Source organism: Amycolatopsis keratiniphila subsp. keratiniphila (genome assembly GCF_001620365.2).
Taxonomy (GTDB): Bacteria; Actinomycetota; Actinomycetes; order Mycobacteriales; family Pseudonocardiaceae; genus Amycolatopsis; species Amycolatopsis keratiniphila.
Genome location: NZ_LQMT02000037.1, coordinates 198,849 through 220,658, shown reverse-complemented (window position 1 = coordinate 220,658; position 21,810 = coordinate 198,849). Strand labels below are relative to the sequence as shown.

Below are 21,810 nucleotides of genomic sequence, written 5' to 3'. Positions count from 1 at the left end.
CACCGCCAGCGACGACGGCACTACGCGGATCTGGGATACGGGCACAGGACAGCAAGACTTGCTGATGGCAGCGTTCACCAGAACCTCAACGGCGTCATGGTCACCAGTCAGGAACACGTTGCTGTATTCGACCGGGGATGCCTGGCTGTTTCTGCGGGCGGCATGCATCGACAGCCAGAACCGTTTGGTGGACCTGCAGCCATACGAGCTTTACTACAACGAGCTAGGTTCGATCACGTCGTCCGAAGAACCATATGCCGATCCGACTCGGAGTCTAGAGCGCAGACGGTGAGTCGGCATTGGATACGTCCTGCACGATGGCATGAGAGCGCGTGACCGATGGTCGCTACCAGACGACGAGCCATCCTGGTAGCCGCATACGCATGTCCAACTATCCAACGCGAGGTTTACCTCCGGGCAGCACCGCGACACCAACTTCGGACGAACCAAGCGTCCGGCTGCCCGAGTGAAGCCCGACGTCTCCCTCGCTTGAGTGAATTCTGCCGAGCTTGTCTAACTGGGTTTTCGTGACATGTTTTGTGACATGAACCAGGGTGATCTGGTGGGATTTCTGAGGCCTCTGCGGTCCCGCGTGATGCTATAGTCGCTGGTAGAGGTCATAGTTAAGGCGTTTAACGGCCCTCCGGAGGCAGGTGTCGCAGGTTCGAATCCTGCCGAGGGCACACTGGTGAACAGCGATTCAGCTGTTGACCTACCGTCGTTCATGACATAAACCCGCTAATGGCTGCCTCGCGCATTTAGCCAGCTCCACGTGCGCCGCCGCAGCTCAGCGACACGCTCGTCGGCAAGTGCCGATGTTCACTCCCACCCCGGCAGGGGTCGAGGCGGTCGTTGTGGCCTCAAGGTGATCCGGAGCGCGCACTTTCCGTGGCGAGGTCGCACATCTGGCCGATGAACCGCTGTGCGTGTCGCGGTGAAGGTACGACGACTCCCGCGGGGACGTCGGTGCAGAATCGCCACCAGAGGCCGCGGGGTTCGATGAAGCGTGTGGCGTGGTCGGTTCCAAGTGCCTCGTCAAGGCACAAGAGCGCGCCCAGTGCTTCGCTCTGGTCGTAGTCGAGGTCCGGACGGAGCAGATACCGGTCGAGGTAGGCGATGAGGTAGGCCGCGTCGGCTTCGGTGCCGAGGCAGGTCAGGGCGACGCAGTACGCCCCGCCGGCGTTAGGGCTTTCGCCGGCGAGGAGAAGAGCACCGAGTGTGTCGCGAAACCGGATCCGGCCGTTTACCGCCATGAACCGATGCGGGGCGGTCTTGCGTTCGCGCCACTCGCCCTTGTCCAGCAGTACCTCGAGTTCCGAGTCGATGACGCGCGAGGTAGCCTCCGACAGCTCCCGCAGGAACGCGGCTCGGCCGGCGATCTCGGGCCGCAGCAGTCCTCCACCGAGTCGGTGGTAACGCCGTCCCGGTGTCTTGTTCTTGGCTTCTCCACTTCACTCCCGGCGCTCCACCTGTGGCAGCCGACCGAGAGCCAAAGGCTCCGCAGCGGCACCTATTCGAATAACAACATTTCCCGACGTTCACCCTACGAAATTCAGAGATGTTACGACCTCATTGAACTCGCAGTTCGCCGACGCTTGATATGCTCGAACAACTCCCGGTAGCAGTGCGACGAATACCCGTTCGCCTCGACCATGGAAGGCGCCGCCAGTGCCGACTGGGACTTCTCCGCGAAAGCCGTGAACGGCCGCGAGAACACGCGCGCCGGCGGCTATCTGCGTTGGTATGTCTTTTGGGATCGCATGCTCTACCGCGACATGGACAGCTACTACGTCAACATCATAGATTGAGCTTATGAGCCAGCCGATTGCTCAGGCCACCATCCAGGTCAGGATCGTCGAAGGGCACTTCCTCATCGAAGACGAAGACATCGACCCGCCGGCTTTCCCGGCCTTCGAGGAGGCTGACGACTGGCTGCTCACCACCCACAACCAGATCGCTGTCTGCAGCGCTTCGGGGGAATGGCACGTCCCCGAAGCGCTGCTTCAGCGGTGGACCACCACGCCGCCTTCCCCCGGGCCCGGCTGGGAAGTCCACCAGCAGCGGCGGTGCCACTTCTCCAGCGGCGCCCTCAACATCCTGAATCCCGCACGCGAAGAAATCTTCGGCACCTTCGACCTGGAGACACCAGGCTCGTATCACGTACGCGCTCACACCACCGACCGAGACCGCACCAGACGCATGATCGACCACGCCGCGACGACCGCCGGCGACCAACCCATCCGAGGCATCGAAAAGTTCCTCATCCAGTTCTGGCGAGCACCAGAACACGCCAGCGGCCACACTTCGACAGCGACCGAACCACACGCCTCGGATTGGCTCACCGACGTCACCACACTCGAGCGAACCACCCGAGAACGGCGACAACGGGCCCACGACACGCATTGACGAGTCCAGAAGTCGAGCCTCTCCGATTTTCGACGCGTCATCCACCGTCAGCTGCACACTCAAGCATCAGGGCCTGGACGTCCACGCCTCGAAGAGGGCCGACGCCAGCCAATGACGGCTCACGAAGGCCATGTGCTCAGCGCTGACGCCACAACCGCCATCGGAACGGCGCTTCGGATCCGCTCCTCGCGCCAGCAAGTAAGCCGTGACGTCCACGTGCAGCGGCTCGCCCGTCTGCGTGTGACTGTCGATCTCGACGTCGATGGCATGGTGCAGCAACGTGAGGCCGCCATGCTCTTCGTTGATGTCGGCGCCGCCGTCGAGGAGTTCACGCAGCAGCGGAAGGTCGCACATCTCGACGGCCCGGTGAGTGGGGCTCATATCGTTCACACCCAGTTTCCTGAATCTGACTCGATATTTTTTATCGAGTCCAGCAAAGGGACGAGCTCGGCGTTGGCCGCCAGGCAGAAATCCTGGTCGGAGGCGGCCAGATCCGGCAAAACGTTGACATAGGTTGGCTCAGCCTTCGCGTAGGCGTCACGGACCTTGGACGGCATCAGTGTCCAGTTTCGATATTCGCAACTGAATACCCACTCCACCGCGCCGGAAAATCCTTCCACACGTTCGGAAATACCTCTCCGAACGACCGCGGAGGGCTCGAGGTAGCGCCACACGATCACCGGCGGGCCGACGAGACCGCTCAGGACACTTCGACCCACGGCGATGCGATACCAGCCGATGACCCCGTGAACGGAGAGAGCCTCGGCCACGTCTCTCGCCTCGATCATGACGCGTACCCTATCGAGTCCGGCGCTCAGGACCCGGCGATCGCCCGGACGCCGTCGATCAGGCGATCGATGTGCTCGGGAGTCGTGCCGATGCCGATGCTCGCGCGCACCGCCGTCGGCGCGGTCGCGCCCGCCTGGTCCAGCAGCCGCCGGGTGAACGGGTGGGCGCAGAACAAGCCGTCGCGCACGCCGATGCCGAATTCCTCGGCCAGCCGGGTGGACACGGTGCGGGTCTCGACGCCGTCGACGGTGAACGACACGATGCCCAGTCTGTCCGGCCAGCCCCGGCCCAGGATCCGGACCTCGGGGATTTCCGCCAGGCCGTCGTGCAGACGGGTCGTGAGTGCGTCTTCGTCGGCTTGGAGCGCCTCCAGGTCCGCCGCGGCGAGGGCATCGCACGCGGCCGCCAGCGCCACCGCGCCGATGACGTTCGGGGAGCCCGCCTCGTGTCGTGCGGCGCCGGTCGCCCAGTCGACGTCGTCGGGTCTGTCCCCGACGTGGGCGGTGGCCCCGCCACCCGCGAGGTACGGCCGCGCGCGGTCCAGCCAGTCGGCGCGGCCGGCGAGTACGCCGACGCCGAACGGGGCGTACAGCTTGTGGCCGGAGAAGGCCACGTAGTCGAGGCCGAGTGCGACGACGTCGATCCGCCGGTGCGGCGCGAGCTGGGCGGCGTCGACCGCGATGCGGGCGCCGAAGCGGTGGGCGGTGGCGGCCAGTTCGGCGAGCGGCCAGACCTCGCCGGTCACGTTGGACGCGCCGGTGACGGCAAGCAGGACCGGACGCCCGGCGGTCTGTGCGGCGAGCGCGGTCTCCACGGCGGAAACCGCGCTCGCCGGTGAAGAAGGCGCCGGAAGCCGGACGACTTCGCTCCATGGCAGGAGGTTCGCGTGGTGCTCGCCTCCGAACGTGACGACCACGGTGTCCGGCGGAACGGCGTGGGCCAGCAGGTTCAGCGCGTCGGTGGTGTTGCGGGTGAACACGACCACGTCGTCGGCGCGGCATCCGAGGAAGGCGGTGACGGACGCCCGGGCGAGCTCGTATTTTTCCGTGCACAGCTGGGAAAGCGCGCCCGCGCCCCGGTGCACACTCGCGTAGAGCGGGAGCAGTTCTCCCACCACGTCGGCCACTTCGCGCAGGCAGGGCGCGCTGGCCGCGTAGTCCAGGTTGGCGTAGGCGATCTTCGTCCCGTCGGCCAGCCCCACCTTGACGTCGGAGCCCAGCACCCCCAGTGTGTTCCCACTCATGACGAAGCTCCTCCGAAGATCCACGGCGAACCGGCGATCGCACAGCCGTTCCGTTCGAACCGCGCGGGATGGCGCGAGACGAGACTGCCCAGATCCCGCCGGACCGGCACCGCGATCGGGCCCAGCCTGCCGTCCCAGTCCGCCACCGGCCGCGTGCCCAGCGCCTTGGTGATCGCGTCCGCCAGTTCTTCCGGCGGCGGCACGGGGATGTCCAGCTTCGAGCACAGGGCTTCGACGTCTTCGGTCACGATCGCGAGGAGCCCGTCGGCCGCGGCGAAGACACCGTCGACGGCGGCGGGGGACGGCTCGCGCAGGAGGGCGTCGGCCGCCGCGAGCAGCGACGTCGTGACCGAGCCGCCCCGGCCGGTGCGCTGACGGGCCACCAGCGCGGCCAGGATCCCTTCCGCCGAAACGAATCCGCCCGCGATATCCACCATGATCATCAACGTCGGGCGCGGCGGTTCGCCTGCGGGCGTCAGCGCGTCGGCCACTCCGGAGTAGGCCTGGACCATGTAGTCCGTACCGGCGGGTGGCCGCGTCCCCAGTGCGTCGCCCCAGCCGCACGCGGCCGCGTAGACCAACCCGGGGTTCACCGCGCGCATCGCGGTCGCGTCCAGGCCGAGTTCGAGGTCCTTGCCCGGTGCCCAGTTGTGCAGGAACACGTCGGCGTCGCGGATCAGGTCCATGACCTCGTCGCGGCCGGCGGCCGATTTGAAGTCGATCTCGACGATCCGCTTGCCGTCGTTGAGCACACGGAACTTCGCCGAGCAGTCACCGGCCATCGGCGGCATACCCCGCAGCGGATCGCCGCCCGGCGGTTCGATCCGGGTGACGGTCGCGCCGAGCAACGACAGCAACCTGGTCGCCAACGGGCCCTGCACTCGGCGGGTCGACTCGACGACGTGGATCCCGGCGAGCGGCAGACCGGTGTCGGCACCGGGTCCCGGCGACGCCGCCCGTCCGGCGCGAAGTGTCCATGGGGGCAAGCCCGCGTCCGGGTCGGCGCGCCGTTCTGACACTGTCCGAACAGGACAGACGTGCATCCCGGTCGACGCGGCGATCGCGCGGATCTCCTCGAACGACGTGGACCCGGCCGCCTCGTGCAGCTCGCGCGGAAGCACCGCCGACGCGCGCTCATAACGGAGGAGGAACGGCCGCCAGCCACGCGCGATCGCGCGCTCCGGTGCTCCCAGCGAGGACCAGAATCCCTGCCAGGCCTCACCGCTGAAGGACTCGACCTCGAACGCGATCCCATCGGCCGAGACGAACGGCGGCCGCGCCGTCGACGGCAGGTCTTCGTAGCCCTCGGGATCCTCGTCCGCGGTGGCCGCGGCGATGTACTGCCCGACGGCGAGCAACGCGACGCCGTCCGCGTCGAGCTCGATGCGGGACACGGGATTTCCGCGCAGTTGAGCCAACGTCGCGGCCAGCATGCCCTGGACGGTGGCGATTCCGGTGAGGATCGAAACGTAGTCGACACCCAGCGGCCGCGGCTGCGCCTCGGAACGACCGTGCAGCGCCATGATCCCGCAGTCGGCCTGTACGAGGTTCTCCGGGGACTGCTCGCGCGGACATGCCTCGACCGAGACGCCCGGCCCGCTCAGGCCGAAGACGCCGGGTGGCCCGCCACCGACGTCGGCCTCCAGCATCCGCAGCCGGTCGAGAACCGTCTCGACGACCGAGCCGGATCCGGGGAGCTGGGCTTGGAAACCCTTCAAGGGCGCGGAAAACGACACGGCGAACCTCCATGCGGGAACGGCCTGGCGTCCGCTTGTGGCGGACACCAGGCCGGCGGATCGACGAGCAAGGGACTAGACCGGGACCGATTCCTCACGCTGCCGCGGCAACGCGGCAGCGGCCTTGCGGGCGGCACGGCGCTTGATGACCCGCTCGCCCCAGTTCATCAACGGACGTTCCAGCACGTAGTACGAGATCGTCGACAGGATGATCGTGCCGACCAGGGTGACCAGCTGCAGTTCCCAGAAGCCGGTACCGGCGCGGATCAGCATCAACGGCATCGGTTCCCCGTTGAAGTAGGCATTCGGCTTCTGCAGGTAGAAGTGCATCACCGCGAACTGCCACAGGTAGACGCCGTAGGAGATCTTGCCGACGAACAGGATCACCCGGTTGGTGAACACCGCGCGGATCACGCGCGACTCGGGTCCGGGTGCGACCATCGAAAGCAACAGGCTCGCCGAAAGAATGGCCAAGAGACCGTAGAAGATCCCTAATGCGGTGAGACTGTAGTAATCGTCCATGCCGATTTCACTGCCGGGACGGGCACAGTTGATCAGCAGGCAGGTGAGCGCGATACCGAGGAACAGGACGCGGTGGCGGCCGGCGAAGGTGAGCAGCTTGGGTGCCTCGTTCGGCGAGGCCTTCTGCAGTTCCAGCCAGATCGCGATGACCATGCCGATCGCGACCTCCGGCATCAGGCCCATCGGGTACCAGAACAGCGCGCGGGTGCCGAGCCCGTTCATCTGCGAGTACAGCAGCCAGGCGATACCGGCGGCGAACAGCAGCGGCACGGGAAGCATCATCCGGTACGCCCGCGCCCGGGCGGTCTTGCCGCGGGAGGCGAACTTGAAGGTCGCCCAGGCCAGCAGCGGCAGCAGGAGATAGAACTGTGCCATGTCCGGCACGGTCCAGGTGATCTCCATGCCGTTGCTCCAGCCGTCCCAGTCGTAGATGTGCAGCAGCGCCAACGGCCGGAAGACGTCCCACACGCTGTCGATCTGCTGGAGGTTCAGCGCGATGAGGACCACGAAGTACATCGCGTAGTACGCGGGGAGCAGGCGTAGCACACGGCGGATGACGGTGCCTTCGCGTTTGCGCGGGGTTCCGTTGATGACCGACTTCGCGAATCCCTGGTAGACGAACATACCCGTGAGCACGAAGAAGACGCCCGCGAAGATCTGGAGCCCGCCGGTGAAGAACCCGCCGACGGCACTGGTCGAAGCGATCGTGCCGCCGAGTTCCTTGGTGCCCAGCACCCCCGCGATCATCGCGACATGCGTGAAGAGCAGGGCCAGCGCGCAGACCCCGCGCAGGCCGTCGACGGCCAGATAGCGTTGTTTGGCCGGCTTTTCCGCGGCTGCGGGCGGCCCGCCTTGCCGCGTTGCGGTAACGCTCATTGTGCGTCCTTTCTCCCAAAGCGATGGGGGTGAACCGCGTTCGAGCATTTCCACGTCACGCGGCGGAACCCGGGCCGGAAACCGGCTGCACTGCAAGCTTCGCATTGTGGGAACGGGCTCGTCTTATTCCATTCTGCGAGAATGCGCGTCGTGAAAAAGGTCGCGAGTACCCGGCTGTGTGGTTTGTCGCTGTCGGACGCAGACGTTGCGAAAGCCACTTTCGCAACCTTCAACGTTGCGAAAGTGGCTTTCACAACCCGCCACCACCCACGAGCGAGTGTCAGGCGGCTTCTTCTTCGAGCCGTCGCGCGATGTCCGCCCGCAGCACCTTCTTGTCGATTTTGCCGATCGGGGTACGCGGCATCGCGTCGACGATCACCAGCCGTTCGGGGAGTTTGAACCGGGCGACCCCCGCCGTCTCCATGACGTCGATGACGTCCTGCAGGGCGACGGAGGCGCCGGGCGTCGGCACCACGTAGAGGCAGCCGCGCTCGCCGAGCACCGGGTCCGGCATCGCGACCGAGGCCGCCATCTCCACCGAATCGAGCTGGTAGGCGAAGGATTCGACCTCCTCGGCCGCGATCTTCTCGCCGCCGCGGTTGATCACGTCCTTGGTGCGCCCTTCGACGACGACGTAGCCGTCCGGCCGCAGCCGCACGACGTCGCCCGTGCGGTACCAGCCGTCCGGAGTGAAGGCGCGCTCGTTGTGCTCGGGCGCGCGGTAGTAGCCACGGATCGTGTACGGGCCGCGGGTGATCAGCTCGCCCTGCTCGTCCGGCGGGACAGGGTTCCCGTCGGGGTCGACGACACGCAGTTCGTCGGCCGGGTTGATCGGGCGGCCCTGGGTGTCGCAGGTGATGTCGAACGGGTCGTCCAGCCGGGTGAGGTTGGTCAGCCCCTCCGCCATCCCGTAGCCCTGCTGCAGCGTGCAGCCGAACACCGTGCTGATCTGGCGGACCAGCTGGTCCTGCAACCGCGCGGCGCCCAGCGTCAGCACCTTGAACGACGACAGGTCGTGGTGCTTGTCGGCTTCGCGGTATTCGAGCCAGCGCACCACGATCGCCGGCACCACCGACGTCACCGTGGCGCGTTCGGCTTCGATCGCGCCCAGCGAGTCCCGCGGGGACGGCGACGGCGAGACGACCACGCGGCCGCCTGCCCACAGCACGCCGAGGATCGCGCTCAGCGGATAGTTGTGCCCGAACGGCAGCACAGCGAGATACACCGACGACGCGTCGAAGCCGAACGCGTCGGCGGATCCGTCGACATAGCAGGCGTAGTCGTCGTGGGTGCGTGCGATGAGCTTCGGCAGCCCCGTGGTACCACCGGAAAGGATCAGCAGCGCGACCGATCGCGGGTCGGGCGTCAGCGCGTCCAGTTCGGCGCGCGCCGCGGCCGGATCCGCGGCCGGGGCACACAGCGCACGTAGGTCCACGTGCCCGTCGCGGACGTCACCGGCGACGATGACGTGCTCGATGGTCTCGGCCCCGGCGGCGATCCCGGCCGCCAGCTCCTGGTGGTCGAAGTCCTTCACCCGGTCCGGCACGGCGATCGCGCGCGCCTCGGACAGCTCGGCGAGGTAGGACAGTTCGTGCCTGCGGTGCTGGATCAGCGCCATCACCGGGATGACACCGAGCCGGAAGCACGCCAGCGTCAGCACCACGAACTCCCAGCCGTTGGGCAGCTGGACCAGGAGCCGGTCGTCGGGCCGGAGTCCCAGCGTCCGCAGCCGCTGGGCGGCACCGTCCACACGGGACAGGAGCTCGGCGTACGTCAGCCGGAAGTCGCCGTCGGTCAGCGCCTCGACGTCCGGGGTCGCGTCGGCGGCGGCCACGAAGCGCGAGGCGAGCGCCTGGCCCTTCCAGTGGCCTTCGGCGACGTAACGCTCGACGAGGTCGGCGGGCCAGGGCACCGTTCCCGCGCGGCTCGGCTGGACAGGTTTCGAGGGCACGACGGCCTCCCTTTCTCGTGGACTCATCCGAAGCGGGCGGGCATGGACTTTGCGCCGTTGACGAAGTTCGACTCGAGCCGGGTCACCGGCCCGGTCAGGCGCAGGCGCGAGAGATGCGGCAGCAGTTCGGTCAGCAGCGTCGCCATCTCCAGCCGGGCCAGATGCGCGCCGAGGCAGAAATGCGGGCCGATACCGAAGGACAGGTGCGGGTTGGGGTCGCGGCCGAGGTCGAGGCGGTCCGGGTCGGTGAACACGGCCGGATCGCGGTTGGCCGAGGTGTAGTAGACGACGACCTTGTCGCCCTCGGCCACCGGCTGCCCGGCGATCTCCGTGTCCCGCACGGCGGTGCGGCGGAACTGCATGATCGGCGTGACCCAGCGGATCAGCTCGTCGACCGCGGTGGCCACCGGTACCTCACCGGACACCAGCCGGTCGCGTTCGGCCGGGTTGTTCACCAGTGCTTCCAGCGAACCGGAGATCAGGTGACGGGTGGTCTCGTTGCCCGCGACCACCAGCAACAGCCAGAAGCTGCAGAACTCCCGGTCCGACAGGTGTTTCCCGTCGACCTCGGCGTTGACCAGGCGGCTGATCAGATCGTCGGTCGGGGTTTCGCGCCGGTTCAGGCCGAGCTTCATCGCGTAGGCGAACGCCTCCGCGAACGTCCGGCGGTAGGCCTCGACGTCGCCGCCACCGAACTCCGGATCGTCGAAACCGACCAGCGCGTTGCTCCAGCGGTAGAGCAGGTGCCGGTCCTCCGGCGGGAATCCGAGCAGGTCGCAGAGGACCAGAAGCGGCAACTCGGCGGCGAAGTCGGCGACGGCGTCGAACTCCGCGCCGTCGGTGACCTTCTCCACCAGCCGCCGCGCGTGCCCGGCGATGCTGTCGCTCAATCCGCGGACCGACTTGGGGGTGAACACCGTCGCGACGAGACGGCGGATCCGGACGTGCTCCGGGCCGTCCATGCTGACCAGCAGCTGCCGGGTCTGCTTGAGATCGCCCGGGGTGCGCGGGTCGGGCAGGAAGGCGCCCTTGGCCGCGGATGAGAACTCCTCCGGACGCCGTGACACCGAGTAGACGTCGTCGTACCGCGTCACCGCCCAATAGCCGGAACCGCGCTGAGTGGTACTGCCGGCGCTGGAATGCCTGGTCAGCAACGGTTCAGGGGTCCACGCCACCGGCTCGGTCTCCCGGCGGCGGGCGAACTCCGCGTGCGGCACGCCGTCGGCGAACGTCGCGGGATGCGCGATGTCGGGCCGCTCGATCCCGATCCCCGCGAAGCTCTTGCGCAGCACGTCCTTGCGGAGCTTGCCGGTCGCCTCGCGGGGCAACCGCGGGATGACGTGGTACGACCTGGGTGTCTTGAACCCCGCCAAAGACTTGCGGCAGAACGGGTCCAGCACGGCGAACAGGTCTTCGGGCGCGTCGGCGGTGACCTCCACGACGGCCGCGACGCGCTCACCGAACTCGTCGTCGGGGACGCCGATCACCGCGACGTCCTGGACCGCGGGATGGTTGATCAGCACGGCCTCGATCTCGGCCGGGTAGACGTTCACCCCGCCGGAGACGATCATGTCCTGCGCGCGCCCGGTGAGATAGAGGAAACCGTCCTCGTCGAGGTGGCCGACGTCGCCGAAGGTGAAGGTGCCCGGCTCCAGATGCGCGGACCGCGTCTTCTCGGGCGCGTTGTGGTACGAGAAGCTCTGCCCCTTGACCCGGCGGACGAACACCTGCCCGGTGGCGCCCGGCGGTTGCGGAGTGCCGTCCTCGCCGAGGATCACGATCTCGTTCGGCGGCACGGCCTTGCCGACGCTGCCGGGATGCGCGAGCCAGTCGCGCGAGCCGGTGAGCGTGACGGCGCCGCCCTCCGTGGCACCGTAGTACTCCGTCAGCACGGGGCCCCACCAGTCGATCATCCGGCGTTTGACGTCCGGAGAGCACGGCCCGCCGCCGTGCCACACGCGACCGAGGCTCGCCCCCGAGAACCGCTCACGGACCTCGGACGGCAGCCGCAGCAGGCGGATGAACTGGGTCGGCACCAGATGCGCGGCGGTGATCCGCTCCCGGTCGATGATGTCCAAAGTGGACTCGGGGTCGAAGGACCGGCGGATCACCAGTGTCGAGCCAAGCAGGAGCCCGAGCAGGGAGAAGAACAGCTGGGACGAGTGGTACCAGGGCCCGTCGAGCAGGCACCGTTCACGCGAAGGGACATCGAGGACGACGTGCGCGTACCGTGTCAGCTTCGCCACTCTGGAGAACGGCGCGCCGACCACGAACAGGCCGTTCACCACGCCTTTCGGCGCCCCGGTGGTCCCCGACGTGTACAACATCGTGGCACCGCAGGTCTGTCCTTCCGGCTCGGCCGCGGACATCAGGGCCAGCAACGGTTCCACCGCTTCGAACCCGGACTCGGCCGCGGAGCCGGTGACCAGCAGCGTCGTGCATTCCCCGGTGGACCTGGCCACCGCGCGGCCCGCCGTTTCGGCGTACGAGGGCTCGACGACCAGGGCCTTGCTGCCGGAATCCGAGACTATGTAGGCGATCTCGGGATCGGTGAGATGCCAGTTGACCGGCACCACGGTGATCCCGGAATGCAGGCACGCCAGCAGGACCTCGAAGGTCTCCCGGCGATTGCCGAGCACACAGGCCAGCCGGTCTCCCTCGCCGAGCCCGCGGTCCCGCAGCAGGGCGATCCAGCGGTTCACCCGCTCTCCCAGCAGGCGCCAGCCGACCGCGCCCGCCTCGTCGGCGATCGCGGTCCCGGTACCGCCTTCGGCGATGTAGTCGTTCAGTAGAGCCGGCATGACCTTCCCCTCAGTCGAGCAAATCCGGTTGGCGGCGCACCAGATCGGCGTACAACGGCCGGAAGTTGAGCCGCCCCATCCCCGGCGTCCCGATGGTCGACGCGGTGTGCCGCGCGACCTCGGGCTCGATCTTCACCGGGTTCCCGGCCGCCTCCGCGAGCAACTGCACGTGACACGAGCTGTCCATGGTGGTGAACCACCAGGCCGCCTCCTGCACCGTGCCGCCGACCGTGAGCAGCCCGTGGTTGCGCAGGATCACCGCCTTGCCCGTGCCGAGCCGGACCGCGATCCGCTTGCCCTCGTCGGAATCCAGCACCACGCCGCCGAATTCGTCGAAGACCTCGTGGTCCTCGTAGAACGCGCACGCGTCCTGGGTGATCGGGTCGAGTTTGCGGCCGAGCGCCGCCCACGCGCGCCCGTAGGTGGAATGCGCGTGCGCGACCGCGACGACGTCGGGCCGCGCGGCGTGGACGTGCGAATGGATGACGAACCCGGCCGGGTTGATCCGCCCGTCGCCCTCGACGATCTCGCCCCGGCCGTCGACCAGCAACAGATCGCTGACCCGGACGTGTCCGAAGTGGACACCGAACGGGTTGATCCAGAACCGGTCCGGATCGCCGGGGTCGCGGGCGGTCACGTGCCCGCCCGCGCCCTCGTCGAAACCGCGCACCGCGAACAGCCGCATGGTCGCCGCCAGCCGTTGTTTGCGGTAGAGCCGTTCCTCTTCGACGGTTCTCATCCGCAGCCGCCCGGGCTGTCCCAGTCGTAGGCGGCGCCCTCGTCCAGCAGTTCGGACGGCACGCCGTACCACTGATCGGTGGGCAGCTCGGTGACCGTGGCTTCCTGGTCCTCGCTCATGCCGCTCGTTCCTCTCGCACGGTCGGCCGCCAGACCCCGAGGAAGCCGTCCAGCCGGTCGAATCCCCAGTAGCGGTGCCGGCCCCATTTGAAGTAGGGGATGCCGAAGATGTCGTCGAGATAGGCCTGGTAGAGGCAGTCGACGCCCTCGGCGCGGATCTCCGGGTCGTCGACCGCGGCGACGGCCAGCTCCGGATCGAGCCCGGCCTGCTCGGCCGCCGCGCGCACGATGTCCGGCTCGCAGATGTTGTCGCCGCGGCCCCAGCGCGCCTCGTTCAGCGCGTCGTAGAACGGCCACTCGACACCCTCGCGGCGTGCCCGCAGCCAGGCCAGATGCGGCAGCTCCCACCACGGCTCGATGTCGATCGGCCAGGCCATCTTGCGGCCCTGCGCCTCGGCGATCCGTTTGGTGTCCATCAGCATGTACAGATGCTTCGCGCGGCTCATCTGCACGTAGTGGAACTCGCCGCCGCGCTCGTCGAGGCCGGCGCCGGTCACCGTGTCCGGATCCCAGTACGGGTAGCACTCCAGCTGTTCGAGGGCGCCGGGTACCTCGTCGCGCAGCTTGTTGATCGCGAGCCAGCTGTACGGGCTGCGCAGCGAGAAGTACAGCTTGGCGGGCCGGCTCACGTCCGGTCCCCGATCAGCGCGTGCACGACACCCTCGTCCAGTTCGGCCATGCCGCCCGCGCCCGGCCCGGCCGCGATGGCGTAGCCGTGCAGGATCTGGGCGGTGGCGACCGGGACGAGCTCCTGTCCACGTTGGACATAGCAGTCCATGCGGCCGTCGAACATGACGCCGCGCAGGATGTCGGTGACGGTGAAGACGGTGTGCACCGTCTCCTCCATCCGCGCGTCCTCCAGCAGCCGCACGCGGGCGCGGGAGACGACCGGGATCCAGGCGCGTTCGGACAGCATGCGGCCGACGGAGATACCGCGGTCGGCCAGGTACCGGTCGACGACCTCCTCCAGCGTCCGGACGAACCCGGAGTGCTGGACGCGGTCGGAGTAGTGGCAGTAGAAGTACGGGGCACGCCATGACCACAGGAACGCGCCCGGCGAGGCGGTCAGCACCGATTCGGCGGTCTCGCCGTCGGGGATCGCGATCCTCTCCACAGTGGACTCCAGCGCCGGGATTTCCAGGTGCGCCAAGCCCTCCGGAGCGGCGGCCCGGCTGTCGGCGGCCCGCTCGCGGACGAGCGCGACGGTGACCTTGCCGCGCAGCACGGTGACCTTCTCGCCGCCACGGACCACCGAGAGCTGGACGTTCAGCTTGTCGCCGCGCCCGGGCGTGACCTCGACCTCGACCTCGTCGTCGAGTTCCAGCACCGCGGGCAACTGCACCGAGCAGTCGACGATCTCCGCGCCGAGACCGTGCTCCAGGAAGAGGTCGCGCGCACTCGTGCCCTGGTCGCGCAGCCACTGCAGGACACCCTGCTCGACCAGGTACATGAAGTGCTTGAAACCGATCCAGGTGCGGATGTTGGCGCCCTCGAACGCGGGGCGGCCGTGCGTGACGGTCCGGCTTGGCCGCAGGACTGCGGTCATCGGAGTTCACCTACCTTCGGAAGGGTCCGGACGTCTTCGACGAGGCCGGTCACCTCGGCCGCGGCGTACCGGGCGTAGCGGACGTGGAAGAAGTGGTCACCGCGGTCGAGCGTGTGCAGCGTCGCGCCCGGCATGCCGTCGGCGAGGACGCGCGCGGACTCGGCGGGCAGCGTCGGGTCCAGGCCGCCCACCAGCACCTTCGTCGGGATCTCGACGTTGCCGAGCTGGAGGTCGGCGCTCGCGGCGTAGCGGTCGAACACCGCCGCGAAGCCGAGCGGGCCGGCGCGGTTCAGCGCGATCTTGACCATGCCGTCGACGACCTCGGGGTCCAGCGAGGCCGCCCGTTTGCCGAGCCGGGCGCGGACGCCCTCGCCGACGTGGGCGGTGAACGTCTCGCGCGAGCGTTCGAACATCCGCCAGGTCACCTCGTAGCGGGGCAGGCGATAGAAGGGGCAGAACAACGCCACCGACGAACCGACGCGCGGGTCGAGCGCGCACATCAGCTCCAATGCGGCGTTGGCGCCGAACGAATGCGCCACGAGGACGTCCGGGGTGGCGCCGACCATCTCCAGCCCGTCGCCGAGCCACTTGCCGAAGGAGCGGTTGCGCCAGCGGAAGTCGTTGCCCGCCTTCCACGGCAGCTCCAGCGAAACGATCCGGTAGCCCTGATCGAGGTGCGCGGCCAGCGGCGTCCAGCTCTTCCAGTGGCCTTCCATCCCGTGCGCGAACAGCACCAGCGGCGCACCGGGCCTGCCGGGCGCGATCGTGTGCGCCTTCACCGCCGAACCGTTCACCGGAACCCCATCTCATCGCTCTGCTCGGTGTCTGTTGGTGAACCCGCGTCCGCGATCACGTCGGCAGGACGCTGCTTGACCATCCATGTCACGACGGCGACCAGGGCGTCCTGCCACCGCGATGGCGGGGCCTTCGGCCGGGGCGGGTTCACGCGCTCGGTCCTGTTCGCGAATCCATCCCAGCTCCGCCAACAAGCCCGGTGACGGTGACCGACGGCCCGCCGTCCGGACGCCGCGGGCCGATGCCCACGCGGCCTTCGCCTTCCGTGACGGCGAGGTGGGCGGCGAGCGCGAGCTCCACGACCCCGTGCGCGCCGTAGAAGTCGCCCCACCGTTCCTTGACGTCGAAGCCACCCGGGCCGACTGTTCGCTGCACGGCCTCGCTTGGGGCGACGTCGACGACGACGTGCCCGGAGTTTTCGCGCCAGGGCTCGAGGATCGCGCACGCGCTCCCCGCGCGCAGCGGTCCGTCGTGCAGGATCGAGGCGATCTCGTCGTCGGGCTCGGCCCCGACGAGTACCACCCGCGTCGCCCGGCCGGAGCGCAGCAGCAGGCTCGCCATCCGCAGGCCGGCGTGCCCGGCCGTGCTGCCGGAGCACAGCATCAGGTTCGGGCCGCCGAAACCGAACCACAGCGCGACCGTGCTGGCCACGACGTTCGGTGAGACGTTGGGCGCGTCGAGCACGCTCACCGCCCGGCCGCCTTCCGCCTCGACCGCGCGCGTGACCTTCGCGACCGTCTCGACGTTGCCGAGGTTGCTGCACGCGACCACCGCGGTGCCGGTTTCGATCGGCCCGGCGGCCCGCTGCCCCGGCTCCCAGCCAAGGGCACGATGGACCGCACACAACGCCAAGCGGGTCGAGGGTTCCTTGTACAGCAGGCCTTTCCGTCCGAGGACGGTGGCGGCCTTCTCCGGCGGCGCGCCGTCGAACTCCTCGATCCTCGGCAGATGCAGGCTCCAGCCCGTGAGGAGCAGGCGGGTCTCCCCCGCGCGGCCGGTCATACCCGCTCCAGCAGTGTGACGGCGTTGACCCCGCCGAAGCCGAACGCGTTGACCTGCACCAGTTCCGGCCGGGCGGCGACCGCCTCGCCGATGACCAGGCGCAGTCCGGTCGCCTCGTCGAGCGGCTCGGAAAGACCGGTGACCGCGGGAATCTCGCCGGAGGCGAAGATCCGCAGCGCGACGTCCACGTTGACCAGTGCGGCACTGCCGGAGGTGTGCCCCGTGGCGCCCTTGACCGCGGTGACGAGCGGATTCCCGCCGCCACCGAGGACGACCTTGCGCAGCGCGTCGCATTCGACCGGGTCGTTGAGCGCGGTGCCGGTGGCGTGCGCGACCACCACGTCCACATCGGACGGTATGCGGCCCGCACGCGTGTAGGCGTCGGACATCGCGCGGGCGATGCCCTCGATGTCCGGCGCCGTGGCGTGGTAGGCGTCGCAGGAGAGGCCGGTCGCGGTGACCTTGCCGAGCGCCGGGCCGTCCCAGGTCCCGGGCACGACGACGAGCACCGCCGCGCCCTCGCCGAGGAGCACGCCGGTGCGGTCGCGATCGAACGGGCGCACCCGCTCGGTCGGTTCCTCGGCGACCCGGCCGACCATGGCGAGCATCGACCGCGTCATCGCGTCGGCGGCGGCCACCACGACGGCATCGCATTCGCCCAGTTCCAGCAGATCCTGTGCGAGCGCGAGCACGTGGCCGCCCGCGCTGCACGCGTTGACGACCGTGGTCACGTCCGTGACGCCGGGCAGTGCTCCGGCCACGACGTCGGCGAAGTCCAGCCGATCGGCGGCCACGGTCTCCCCGGTGAGCGCCAGCCGTTCCACCGCGGACAGTTCACGAAGGCCCGTACCGACGAGGACGGCGACCCGCTGGGCGGCGGTGTCCACACCGGACTGTGCGACGGCTTCCTTCAGACACTCGGCGAGGAGCCGTCCCGCGCGGAACGGCTCGTCGGCCAGGTCGGCGTGGTAGCCATAGGCGACATTCAGCTTTTCCGGATCGCCGTACCGGAGCGGTGAGACGCCGCAGGCGCCGCGAAGCAGGCCCTCGAACGTCTCCGCTCCCGAACCGAGGCAGGTGCGCACCGCGCTACCCGCGATCAGGACCGCCATCGGCGTACCTCCTCACGATGGCGGCGCCGACAGCGCCGTCCGCGCCCCGCGCGGTGAGCAGGCACAGTCCGCCGGGCCGACCATCGCGCTCTTCGGCAAGCAGGACACCGAGCGCCACCGCACCCGAAGCCGCGTCGCATTCGCCGAACAGCCGCTTGACCATGACCCGTTTCGGACGGTGGCCGAGTGCTCGGACGATCGGGCCGTACTCACGCCGGTCGCCGTCGTCGGCCTCACCTGTGTACACAGTGGACACTTCGGACGGATCCGCGCCCGCCTTCGCCAGCACCCGGTGCACGCATCCGGCGAGCGCGGTCTCGGCGGCGTCACCACCGCCCGGCCCGTACGCCGTGGCGACCGCGAGGACACCGGCGCGCTGCCGCGTACCCGCCCATTCCGGCGTGTTTTCCTTGGCCAGCACGAACATTCCGGCCGCCTCACCGGCGGCGACGACCTCGGTGGCCCCGGTCAGATGCGTCGACCACGCGCGGTGCGGCGTGAACTCCTCCACCGCGCCTGCGACCACGACGTCGACGTGGCCACGGTCGATGGCGTTGCCGGCGTAGCGCAGGGCGTTGAGGAAACCGAGCGTGCCGCCCGCGATGGTGGTGTTGACCCCGCGCAGGCCGAACCGGATGGCGACCTGCCCGGCGGCGCAGTTCATCACCGTGTTCGGGAACAGCATCGGGTTGACCAGATACGGCTTCTCCTGCACGAGGGTCTCGCGCGTGTAGTCGCTGGTGGACTTGAAGCTGCCCAGCGAGGTCCCGAGCACCACACCGATCCGCGGCCGGACCTCGTCGTCGAGGGTGACCCCGGCCTCACGCAGTGCCTCCTGGCAGCACACCACGGCGAGTCCGGTGGCCCGGTCGTAGGTGCTGGTTCCCTTGCGTCCCAGATGTTCCCGCGGGCTGAAGCTCGGCAGGAAGTGCCCTTTCGCCGCGGGTAAGGGCTCCTCGTAGAGATCGCCGATCTCCTGGCCCTTCTGGACTTGACCGGCCTCGGCCAGCTCGAGCCGCTTCGCCAGCGCGTCCACGCCGACGCCCGCGGAGGTCAGCGCGCTCCAGCCGGTCACCACCACACCGCTCATTCTGGCGCTCCCAACATCACGATGGCGTTGTTGCCACCGAAGGCGAAACCGTCGTTCTGGACCACCCGCACGTTCGCCGCCCTGGCCGCGTTCGGCACCGGGTCGACACCCAGCTCCGGGTCTTCGGTGGTCCAGTTGACCGTGGGCGGCAGGAAACCGCGGTCGATCGCGATGGTCGAGGCGATCGCGCCGAACCCGCAGGCCGCGCCCATGGTGTGGCCGAGCATCGACTTGATCGAGCTGATCGGCGGCGGACGCTCGCCGAACACTTCGAGCACCGCCTTGCTCTCGACCAGGTCGTTCACCTGCGTGCCTGTGCCGTGCGCGCAGATGTAGTCCACATCGGACGGTGAGATCCCGGAATTGCGGTGCGCGATGCGCATGCATTCCGCGACCGTCGGCGCGTCCGGCGTGACCGGGTGGATGGCGTCGCAGTTGACGCCGTACCCGAGCAGTTCCGCGTAGATCGTGGCGCCCCGTTTCGTGGCGTGCTCCAAGGTCTCCAGCGCCAGCACGGCGCCGCCCTCGCCGGTCAGGATGCCGGCGCGGTCCTTGTCGAACGGGGTGCAGGCGTCCTTCGCCAGCGCGCCGAGCCGGTAGAACCCGGCGTGCGCCCAGCGGCACACCGAATCGGCGCCGCCGGCGAAGACGACGTCGGCCTCGCCGCCGGCCAGCAGGTCGTAGGCGTAGCCGATCGCGTAGTTGCTCGCCGAGCAGGCGGTCGCGATGGTCAGCGACTCCCCGGCGAGCTCCAGTTCCTCGCTGACCGCGTTCGCCAACCGGTTGGCGGGCAGCTGGGTCAGCAGGGCCGGGTCCTGCGCGGCGAATCCGCCGTCGATGATCTGTTCGGTGAGCGCCTCCGCGACCGCGGACTCACCGCTGGTGGTGCCCATGATCGCGTGGGCACGCCCTGGCGTCACCGACGTCAGGTCGAGCCGGGCGTCGGCCACCGCCAGCCGCGCGGCACTGGCCGCGAACTGGCTGGACCGGCCCCAGCTCGCCGGGTCGACCCGGCGGAGCCGGGCACCCGGATCGAAGGTCTGGACCTCGCCCGCGTTCCGGTGCGGGAACCCGGCCGGGTCGAAGCTGGTGATGGGCGAGATCCCGGATCGGCCGGTGCGGAGCGCCTCGGCGAACGCGGCGATCCCGATCCCGATGCTCGACACCGGGCCGACCCCGGTAACGACAACGCGGGCCACGGTTCATCCCTTCTTGACGGAGTGCCGGATCAGGGCGTCGTTGACCGCCTTGAGCGTGCGCAGCTCGGGCAGTTCGGCCTGCGGGATCTCGATCTTGTACTGCTTGTCGATCCGGGCGAGGATCTCGATGGCGCGCAGGGAGTCGGCCTCGTAGTCGTCGATGAAGTCCCCGTTGTCCTCGAGTTCCTCGGGCTCGAGCTCGAGCACCTCGGCGACCAGCTCGCGGAGCTCCTCGAGCTGGGTGTCGGTCTGCGTCATGACGATCCTCCGGTTTCGTTGTCCCGTGCGGTTCTCACGCCGCGGCCCGCACAGGGCGCCGCGTCGCGGTCAGGGTGGTGACGGTGGCGATCAGCCGATCCCCGGCCCAGGTCCGGCCGGTGGCGAAGGCCGTGTCGGCCAGCACCGACTCCAGGCGGACCTCGTGGCGGAGCACGTCACCAGGGCGGGCGGCACCCGTGAACCGATAGTCACGGGCACCGATGAACATCAACGTCGTGTCGTCGTCCTCGACCGGCGCACGGCCGTCGAGCCAGAGCAGCGCGGCGCTCTGCCCGAACGACTCGATCATCAGCGACTTCGGGTAGTCGTACCGGCTCGCCGGCGCGCCGTCGGGAATCCCCGCGTAGCACGGCTCGGTGCCGGTGACCGCCTTGATCGTCACGATCGACTCGCCGGGGACCAGCTCCAGCACGCGGTCCACCAGCAGCAGCGGATACCGCTGCGGGAGCAGGACCCGGATGTCGTGGTGCTCGGTCATTCCGCCTCCTTTTCGAAGGTGGCCCGGATCTTCGCCGTCGTCGTCTCGCCGAGCGCGGCCTTCCCGGTGACGTCCCAGCCGTCCTCGGTGCGCTTCGCGATGGCCGTGAGGACCATGCGGTCGCCGTCGAGCACCGGGGCGAGGAAGCGGACGGACCGGACGGTGCGCAGCCGGGCGTTCGCGGCCTCGCGCATCGCCTGTTCCAGCGTCTCGATGACGAAGATGCCGGGGTACACGGCCTGGCCGGGGAAATGCCCGCGCAGGTTGGGTTCCTTGCCGTCCACGGTGATCTGGGCGACCAGTTCGAGGTCGTCCCCGCACGCACGGACGTCCAGCAGATCGACCGCCCGCAACGGCGCGGCGTAGTCGGGAAGCCCGGTCACAGCGTGATCCCCCCGTCGACCTGCAGCACCTGTCCGGTGATGTAGGAGGCGCGGTCGGAGACCAGGAACGCGACCAGTTCGGCGACGTCCTCCCCGGTACCGAACCGCTTGACCGGGATCTGGGTCAGCGCCTTGGCGCGCTGCTTGTCGCCGAGGGCGCCGGTCATGTCCGTCTCGATGAAGCCCGGCGCGACGACGTTGACCCGGACGCCGTGCCCGGCGACCTCCTTGGCCAGCGATTTGCTGAAGCCGATGATCCCGGCCTTGCTGGCGGAGTAGGCGGTCTGGCCCGCGTGGCCGTAGACGCCGGCGACGGAGGACATGTTGACCACGACGCCGCCGCGGTTCTTCATGAACCGGAAGGCCATGGCACGGCAGAAGTTCCAGGTTCCGGTGAGGTTCGTGTCGAGTACCGCGTGCCAGTCCTCGGCGTTGGCGAGCACCAGCGGGCTGTCCTTGGTGATACCGGCGTTGTTGACCAGCAGATCGATCGTGCCGAGCTTCTCTTCGGCGTCCTTCACGAATCGCTCGACGGCTTCGGAATCGGTGACATCGCATTCCGCGAAATAGGAAGGAACTCCGATCGCGGTGATGTCCTCTTCGGTTTCCGCCGACGCCGCGCTCGCTTTCGAAAAACAGCCGGCGACGGCGTAGCCCTCCTGGGCCAGCCGCAGCGCCACGGCCCGGCCGATCCCTCGTGAAGCCCCGGTGATCAGGGCCCGGTGGTGCTCCGCCACGACGCCT

Annotated in this window: 22 protein-coding genes and 2 pseudogenes; 3 read left to right on the top strand and 21 right to left on the bottom strand. The window is 68.8% G+C overall.

The window, feature by feature from the left end:
• Nucleotides 1-292, top strand: a 292-nt coding sequence (locus AVR91_RS43580) for a hypothetical protein (protein WP_211282809.1), incomplete at its 5' end; no start/stop codon positions are given.
• Nucleotides 293-860: 568 nt separating this feature from the next.
• Here AVR91_RS43580 and AVR91_RS34945 read toward each other — a convergent pair.
• Nucleotides 861-1,418: pseudogene (locus AVR91_RS34945) on the bottom strand (DUF6000 family protein); the annotation flags it as partial.
• Nucleotides 1,419-1,637: 219 nt separating this feature from the next.
• On the opposite strand from AVR91_RS34945, the pseudogene AVR91_RS34940 reads away from it, so the two are divergent.
• Nucleotides 1,638-1,808: pseudogene (locus AVR91_RS34940) on the top strand (hypothetical protein); the annotation flags it as partial.
• Nucleotides 1,809-1,812: 4 nt separating this feature from the next.
• On the top strand, nt 1,813-2,406 hold the full coding sequence (locus tag AVR91_RS34935; RefSeq protein ID WP_063272283.1) for a hypothetical protein: 594 nt from the start codon (nt 1,813-1,815) through the stop codon (nt 2,404-2,406).
• 66 nt (nt 2,407-2,472) lie between these two features.
• Here AVR91_RS34935 and AVR91_RS34930 read toward each other — a convergent pair whose 3' ends face one another.
• From AVR91_RS34930 to fabG, 20 genes are all read right to left on the bottom strand, one after another.
• Nucleotides 2,473-2,787 carry an ankyrin repeat domain-containing protein gene (locus AVR91_RS34930; RefSeq protein WP_063272329.1) on the bottom strand — a complete coding sequence of 105 codons (315 nt, stop codon included), beginning with the start codon at nt 2,785-2,787 and terminating at the stop codon, nt 2,473-2,475.
• A 5-nt stretch (nt 2,788-2,792) separates the two neighbouring features.
• A complete protein-coding gene (locus AVR91_RS34925) occupies nt 2,793-3,194 on the bottom strand; it encodes a hypothetical protein (RefSeq protein WP_063272284.1) in 402 nt (133 codons plus the stop codon).
• 26 nt (nt 3,195-3,220) lie between these two features.
• Nucleotides 3,221-4,438: an aminotransferase class V-fold PLP-dependent enzyme gene (locus tag AVR91_RS34920; RefSeq protein WP_063272285.1), complete on the bottom strand. Its 1,218-nt coding sequence runs from the start codon at nt 4,436-4,438 to the stop codon at nt 3,221-3,223.
• A complete protein-coding gene (locus tag AVR91_RS34915) occupies nt 4,435-6,174 on the bottom strand; it encodes a CoA transferase (RefSeq protein ID WP_063272286.1) in 1,740 nt (579 codons plus the stop codon). Before AVR91_RS34915 ends, AVR91_RS34920 begins: the two co-directional genes overlap by 4 nt.
• Nucleotides 6,175-6,249: 75 nt before the next feature.
• A complete protein-coding gene (locus AVR91_RS34910) occupies nt 6,250-7,572 on the bottom strand; it encodes an acyltransferase family protein (protein WP_063272287.1) in 1,323 nt (440 codons plus the stop codon).
• Between the two features lie 280 nt (nt 7,573-7,852).
• A complete protein-coding gene (locus tag AVR91_RS34905; RefSeq protein ID WP_063272288.1) occupies nt 7,853-9,523 on the bottom strand; it encodes a (2,3-dihydroxybenzoyl)adenylate synthase in 1,671 nt (556 codons plus the stop codon).
• A gap of 23 nt (nt 9,524-9,546) precedes the next feature.
• Complete coding sequence (locus AVR91_RS34900; protein WP_063272289.1) at nt 9,547-12,324, bottom strand: cytochrome P450; 2,778 nt, start codon at nt 12,322-12,324, stop codon at nt 9,547-9,549.
• A gap of 10 nt (nt 12,325-12,334) precedes the next feature.
• Nucleotides 12,335-13,063: a class II aldolase/adducin family protein gene (locus AVR91_RS34895; RefSeq protein WP_063272290.1), complete on the bottom strand. Its 729-nt coding sequence runs from the start codon at nt 13,061-13,063 to the stop codon at nt 12,335-12,337.
• On the bottom strand, nt 13,060-13,182 hold the full coding sequence (locus AVR91_RS44355; protein WP_255355367.1) for a hypothetical protein: 123 nt from the start codon (nt 13,180-13,182) through the stop codon (nt 13,060-13,062). The genes AVR91_RS34895 and AVR91_RS44355 overlap by 4 nt, the downstream gene beginning before the upstream one ends.
• The gene (locus AVR91_RS34890) at nt 13,179-13,811 is read right to left on the bottom strand and encodes a 2-hydroxychromene-2-carboxylate isomerase (RefSeq protein WP_063272291.1); all 633 of its coding nucleotides are present in this window, start codon (nt 13,809-13,811) and stop codon (nt 13,179-13,181) included. The genes AVR91_RS44355 and AVR91_RS34890 overlap by 4 nt, the downstream gene beginning before the upstream one ends.
• Nucleotides 13,808-14,728, bottom strand: a complete 921-nt coding sequence (locus AVR91_RS34885; protein ID WP_063272292.1) for a thioesterase family protein — start codon at nt 14,726-14,728, stop codon at nt 13,808-13,810. Before AVR91_RS34885 ends, AVR91_RS34890 begins: the two co-directional genes overlap by 4 nt.
• Nucleotides 14,725-15,522 (bottom strand): alpha/beta fold hydrolase, encoded by a 798-nt coding sequence (locus AVR91_RS34880; protein ID WP_063272293.1) that lies wholly within the window; start codon nt 15,520-15,522, stop codon nt 14,725-14,727. Before AVR91_RS34880 ends, AVR91_RS34885 begins: the two co-directional genes overlap by 4 nt.
• Before the next feature lie 148 nt (nt 15,523-15,670).
• Nucleotides 15,671-16,525, bottom strand: coding sequence for a beta-ketoacyl synthase N-terminal-like domain-containing protein (locus AVR91_RS34875; RefSeq protein ID WP_063272294.1), 855 nt, complete (start codon nt 16,523-16,525; stop codon nt 15,671-15,673).
• Entirely contained in the window at nt 16,522-17,637 is a 1,116-nt protein-coding gene (locus tag AVR91_RS34870) for a beta-ketoacyl synthase N-terminal-like domain-containing protein (protein WP_063272295.1), read from the bottom strand. Before AVR91_RS34870 ends, AVR91_RS34875 begins: the two co-directional genes overlap by 4 nt.
• Nucleotides 17,615-18,727 (bottom strand): beta-ketoacyl synthase N-terminal-like domain-containing protein, encoded by a 1,113-nt coding sequence (locus tag AVR91_RS34865; RefSeq protein ID WP_063272296.1) that lies wholly within the window; start codon nt 18,725-18,727, stop codon nt 17,615-17,617. Before AVR91_RS34865 ends, AVR91_RS34870 begins: the two co-directional genes overlap by 23 nt.
• Nucleotides 18,724-19,926, bottom strand: a complete 1,203-nt coding sequence (locus AVR91_RS34860) for a beta-ketoacyl-[acyl-carrier-protein] synthase family protein (RefSeq protein ID WP_063272297.1) — start codon at nt 19,924-19,926, stop codon at nt 18,724-18,726. Before AVR91_RS34860 ends, AVR91_RS34865 begins: the two co-directional genes overlap by 4 nt.
• A gap of 3 nt (nt 19,927-19,929) precedes the next feature.
• Nucleotides 19,930-20,184, bottom strand: a complete 255-nt coding sequence (locus AVR91_RS34855; RefSeq protein WP_005155526.1) for an acyl carrier protein — start codon at nt 20,182-20,184, stop codon at nt 19,930-19,932.
• Between the two features lie 34 nt (nt 20,185-20,218).
• A complete protein-coding gene (locus tag AVR91_RS34850) occupies nt 20,219-20,683 on the bottom strand; it encodes a 3-hydroxyacyl-ACP dehydratase FabZ family protein (RefSeq protein ID WP_063272298.1) in 465 nt (154 codons plus the stop codon).
• A complete protein-coding gene (locus AVR91_RS34845) occupies nt 20,680-21,066 on the bottom strand; it encodes a hotdog family protein (protein ID WP_063272299.1) in 387 nt (128 codons plus the stop codon). Before AVR91_RS34845 ends, AVR91_RS34850 begins: the two co-directional genes overlap by 4 nt.
• On the bottom strand, nt 21,063-21,803 hold the full coding sequence (gene fabG, locus AVR91_RS34840) for a 3-oxoacyl-[acyl-carrier-protein] reductase (RefSeq protein WP_063272300.1): 741 nt from the start codon (nt 21,801-21,803) through the stop codon (nt 21,063-21,065). Before fabG ends, AVR91_RS34845 begins: the two co-directional genes overlap by 4 nt.
• Nucleotides 21,804-21,810 lie beyond the last annotated feature (7 nt).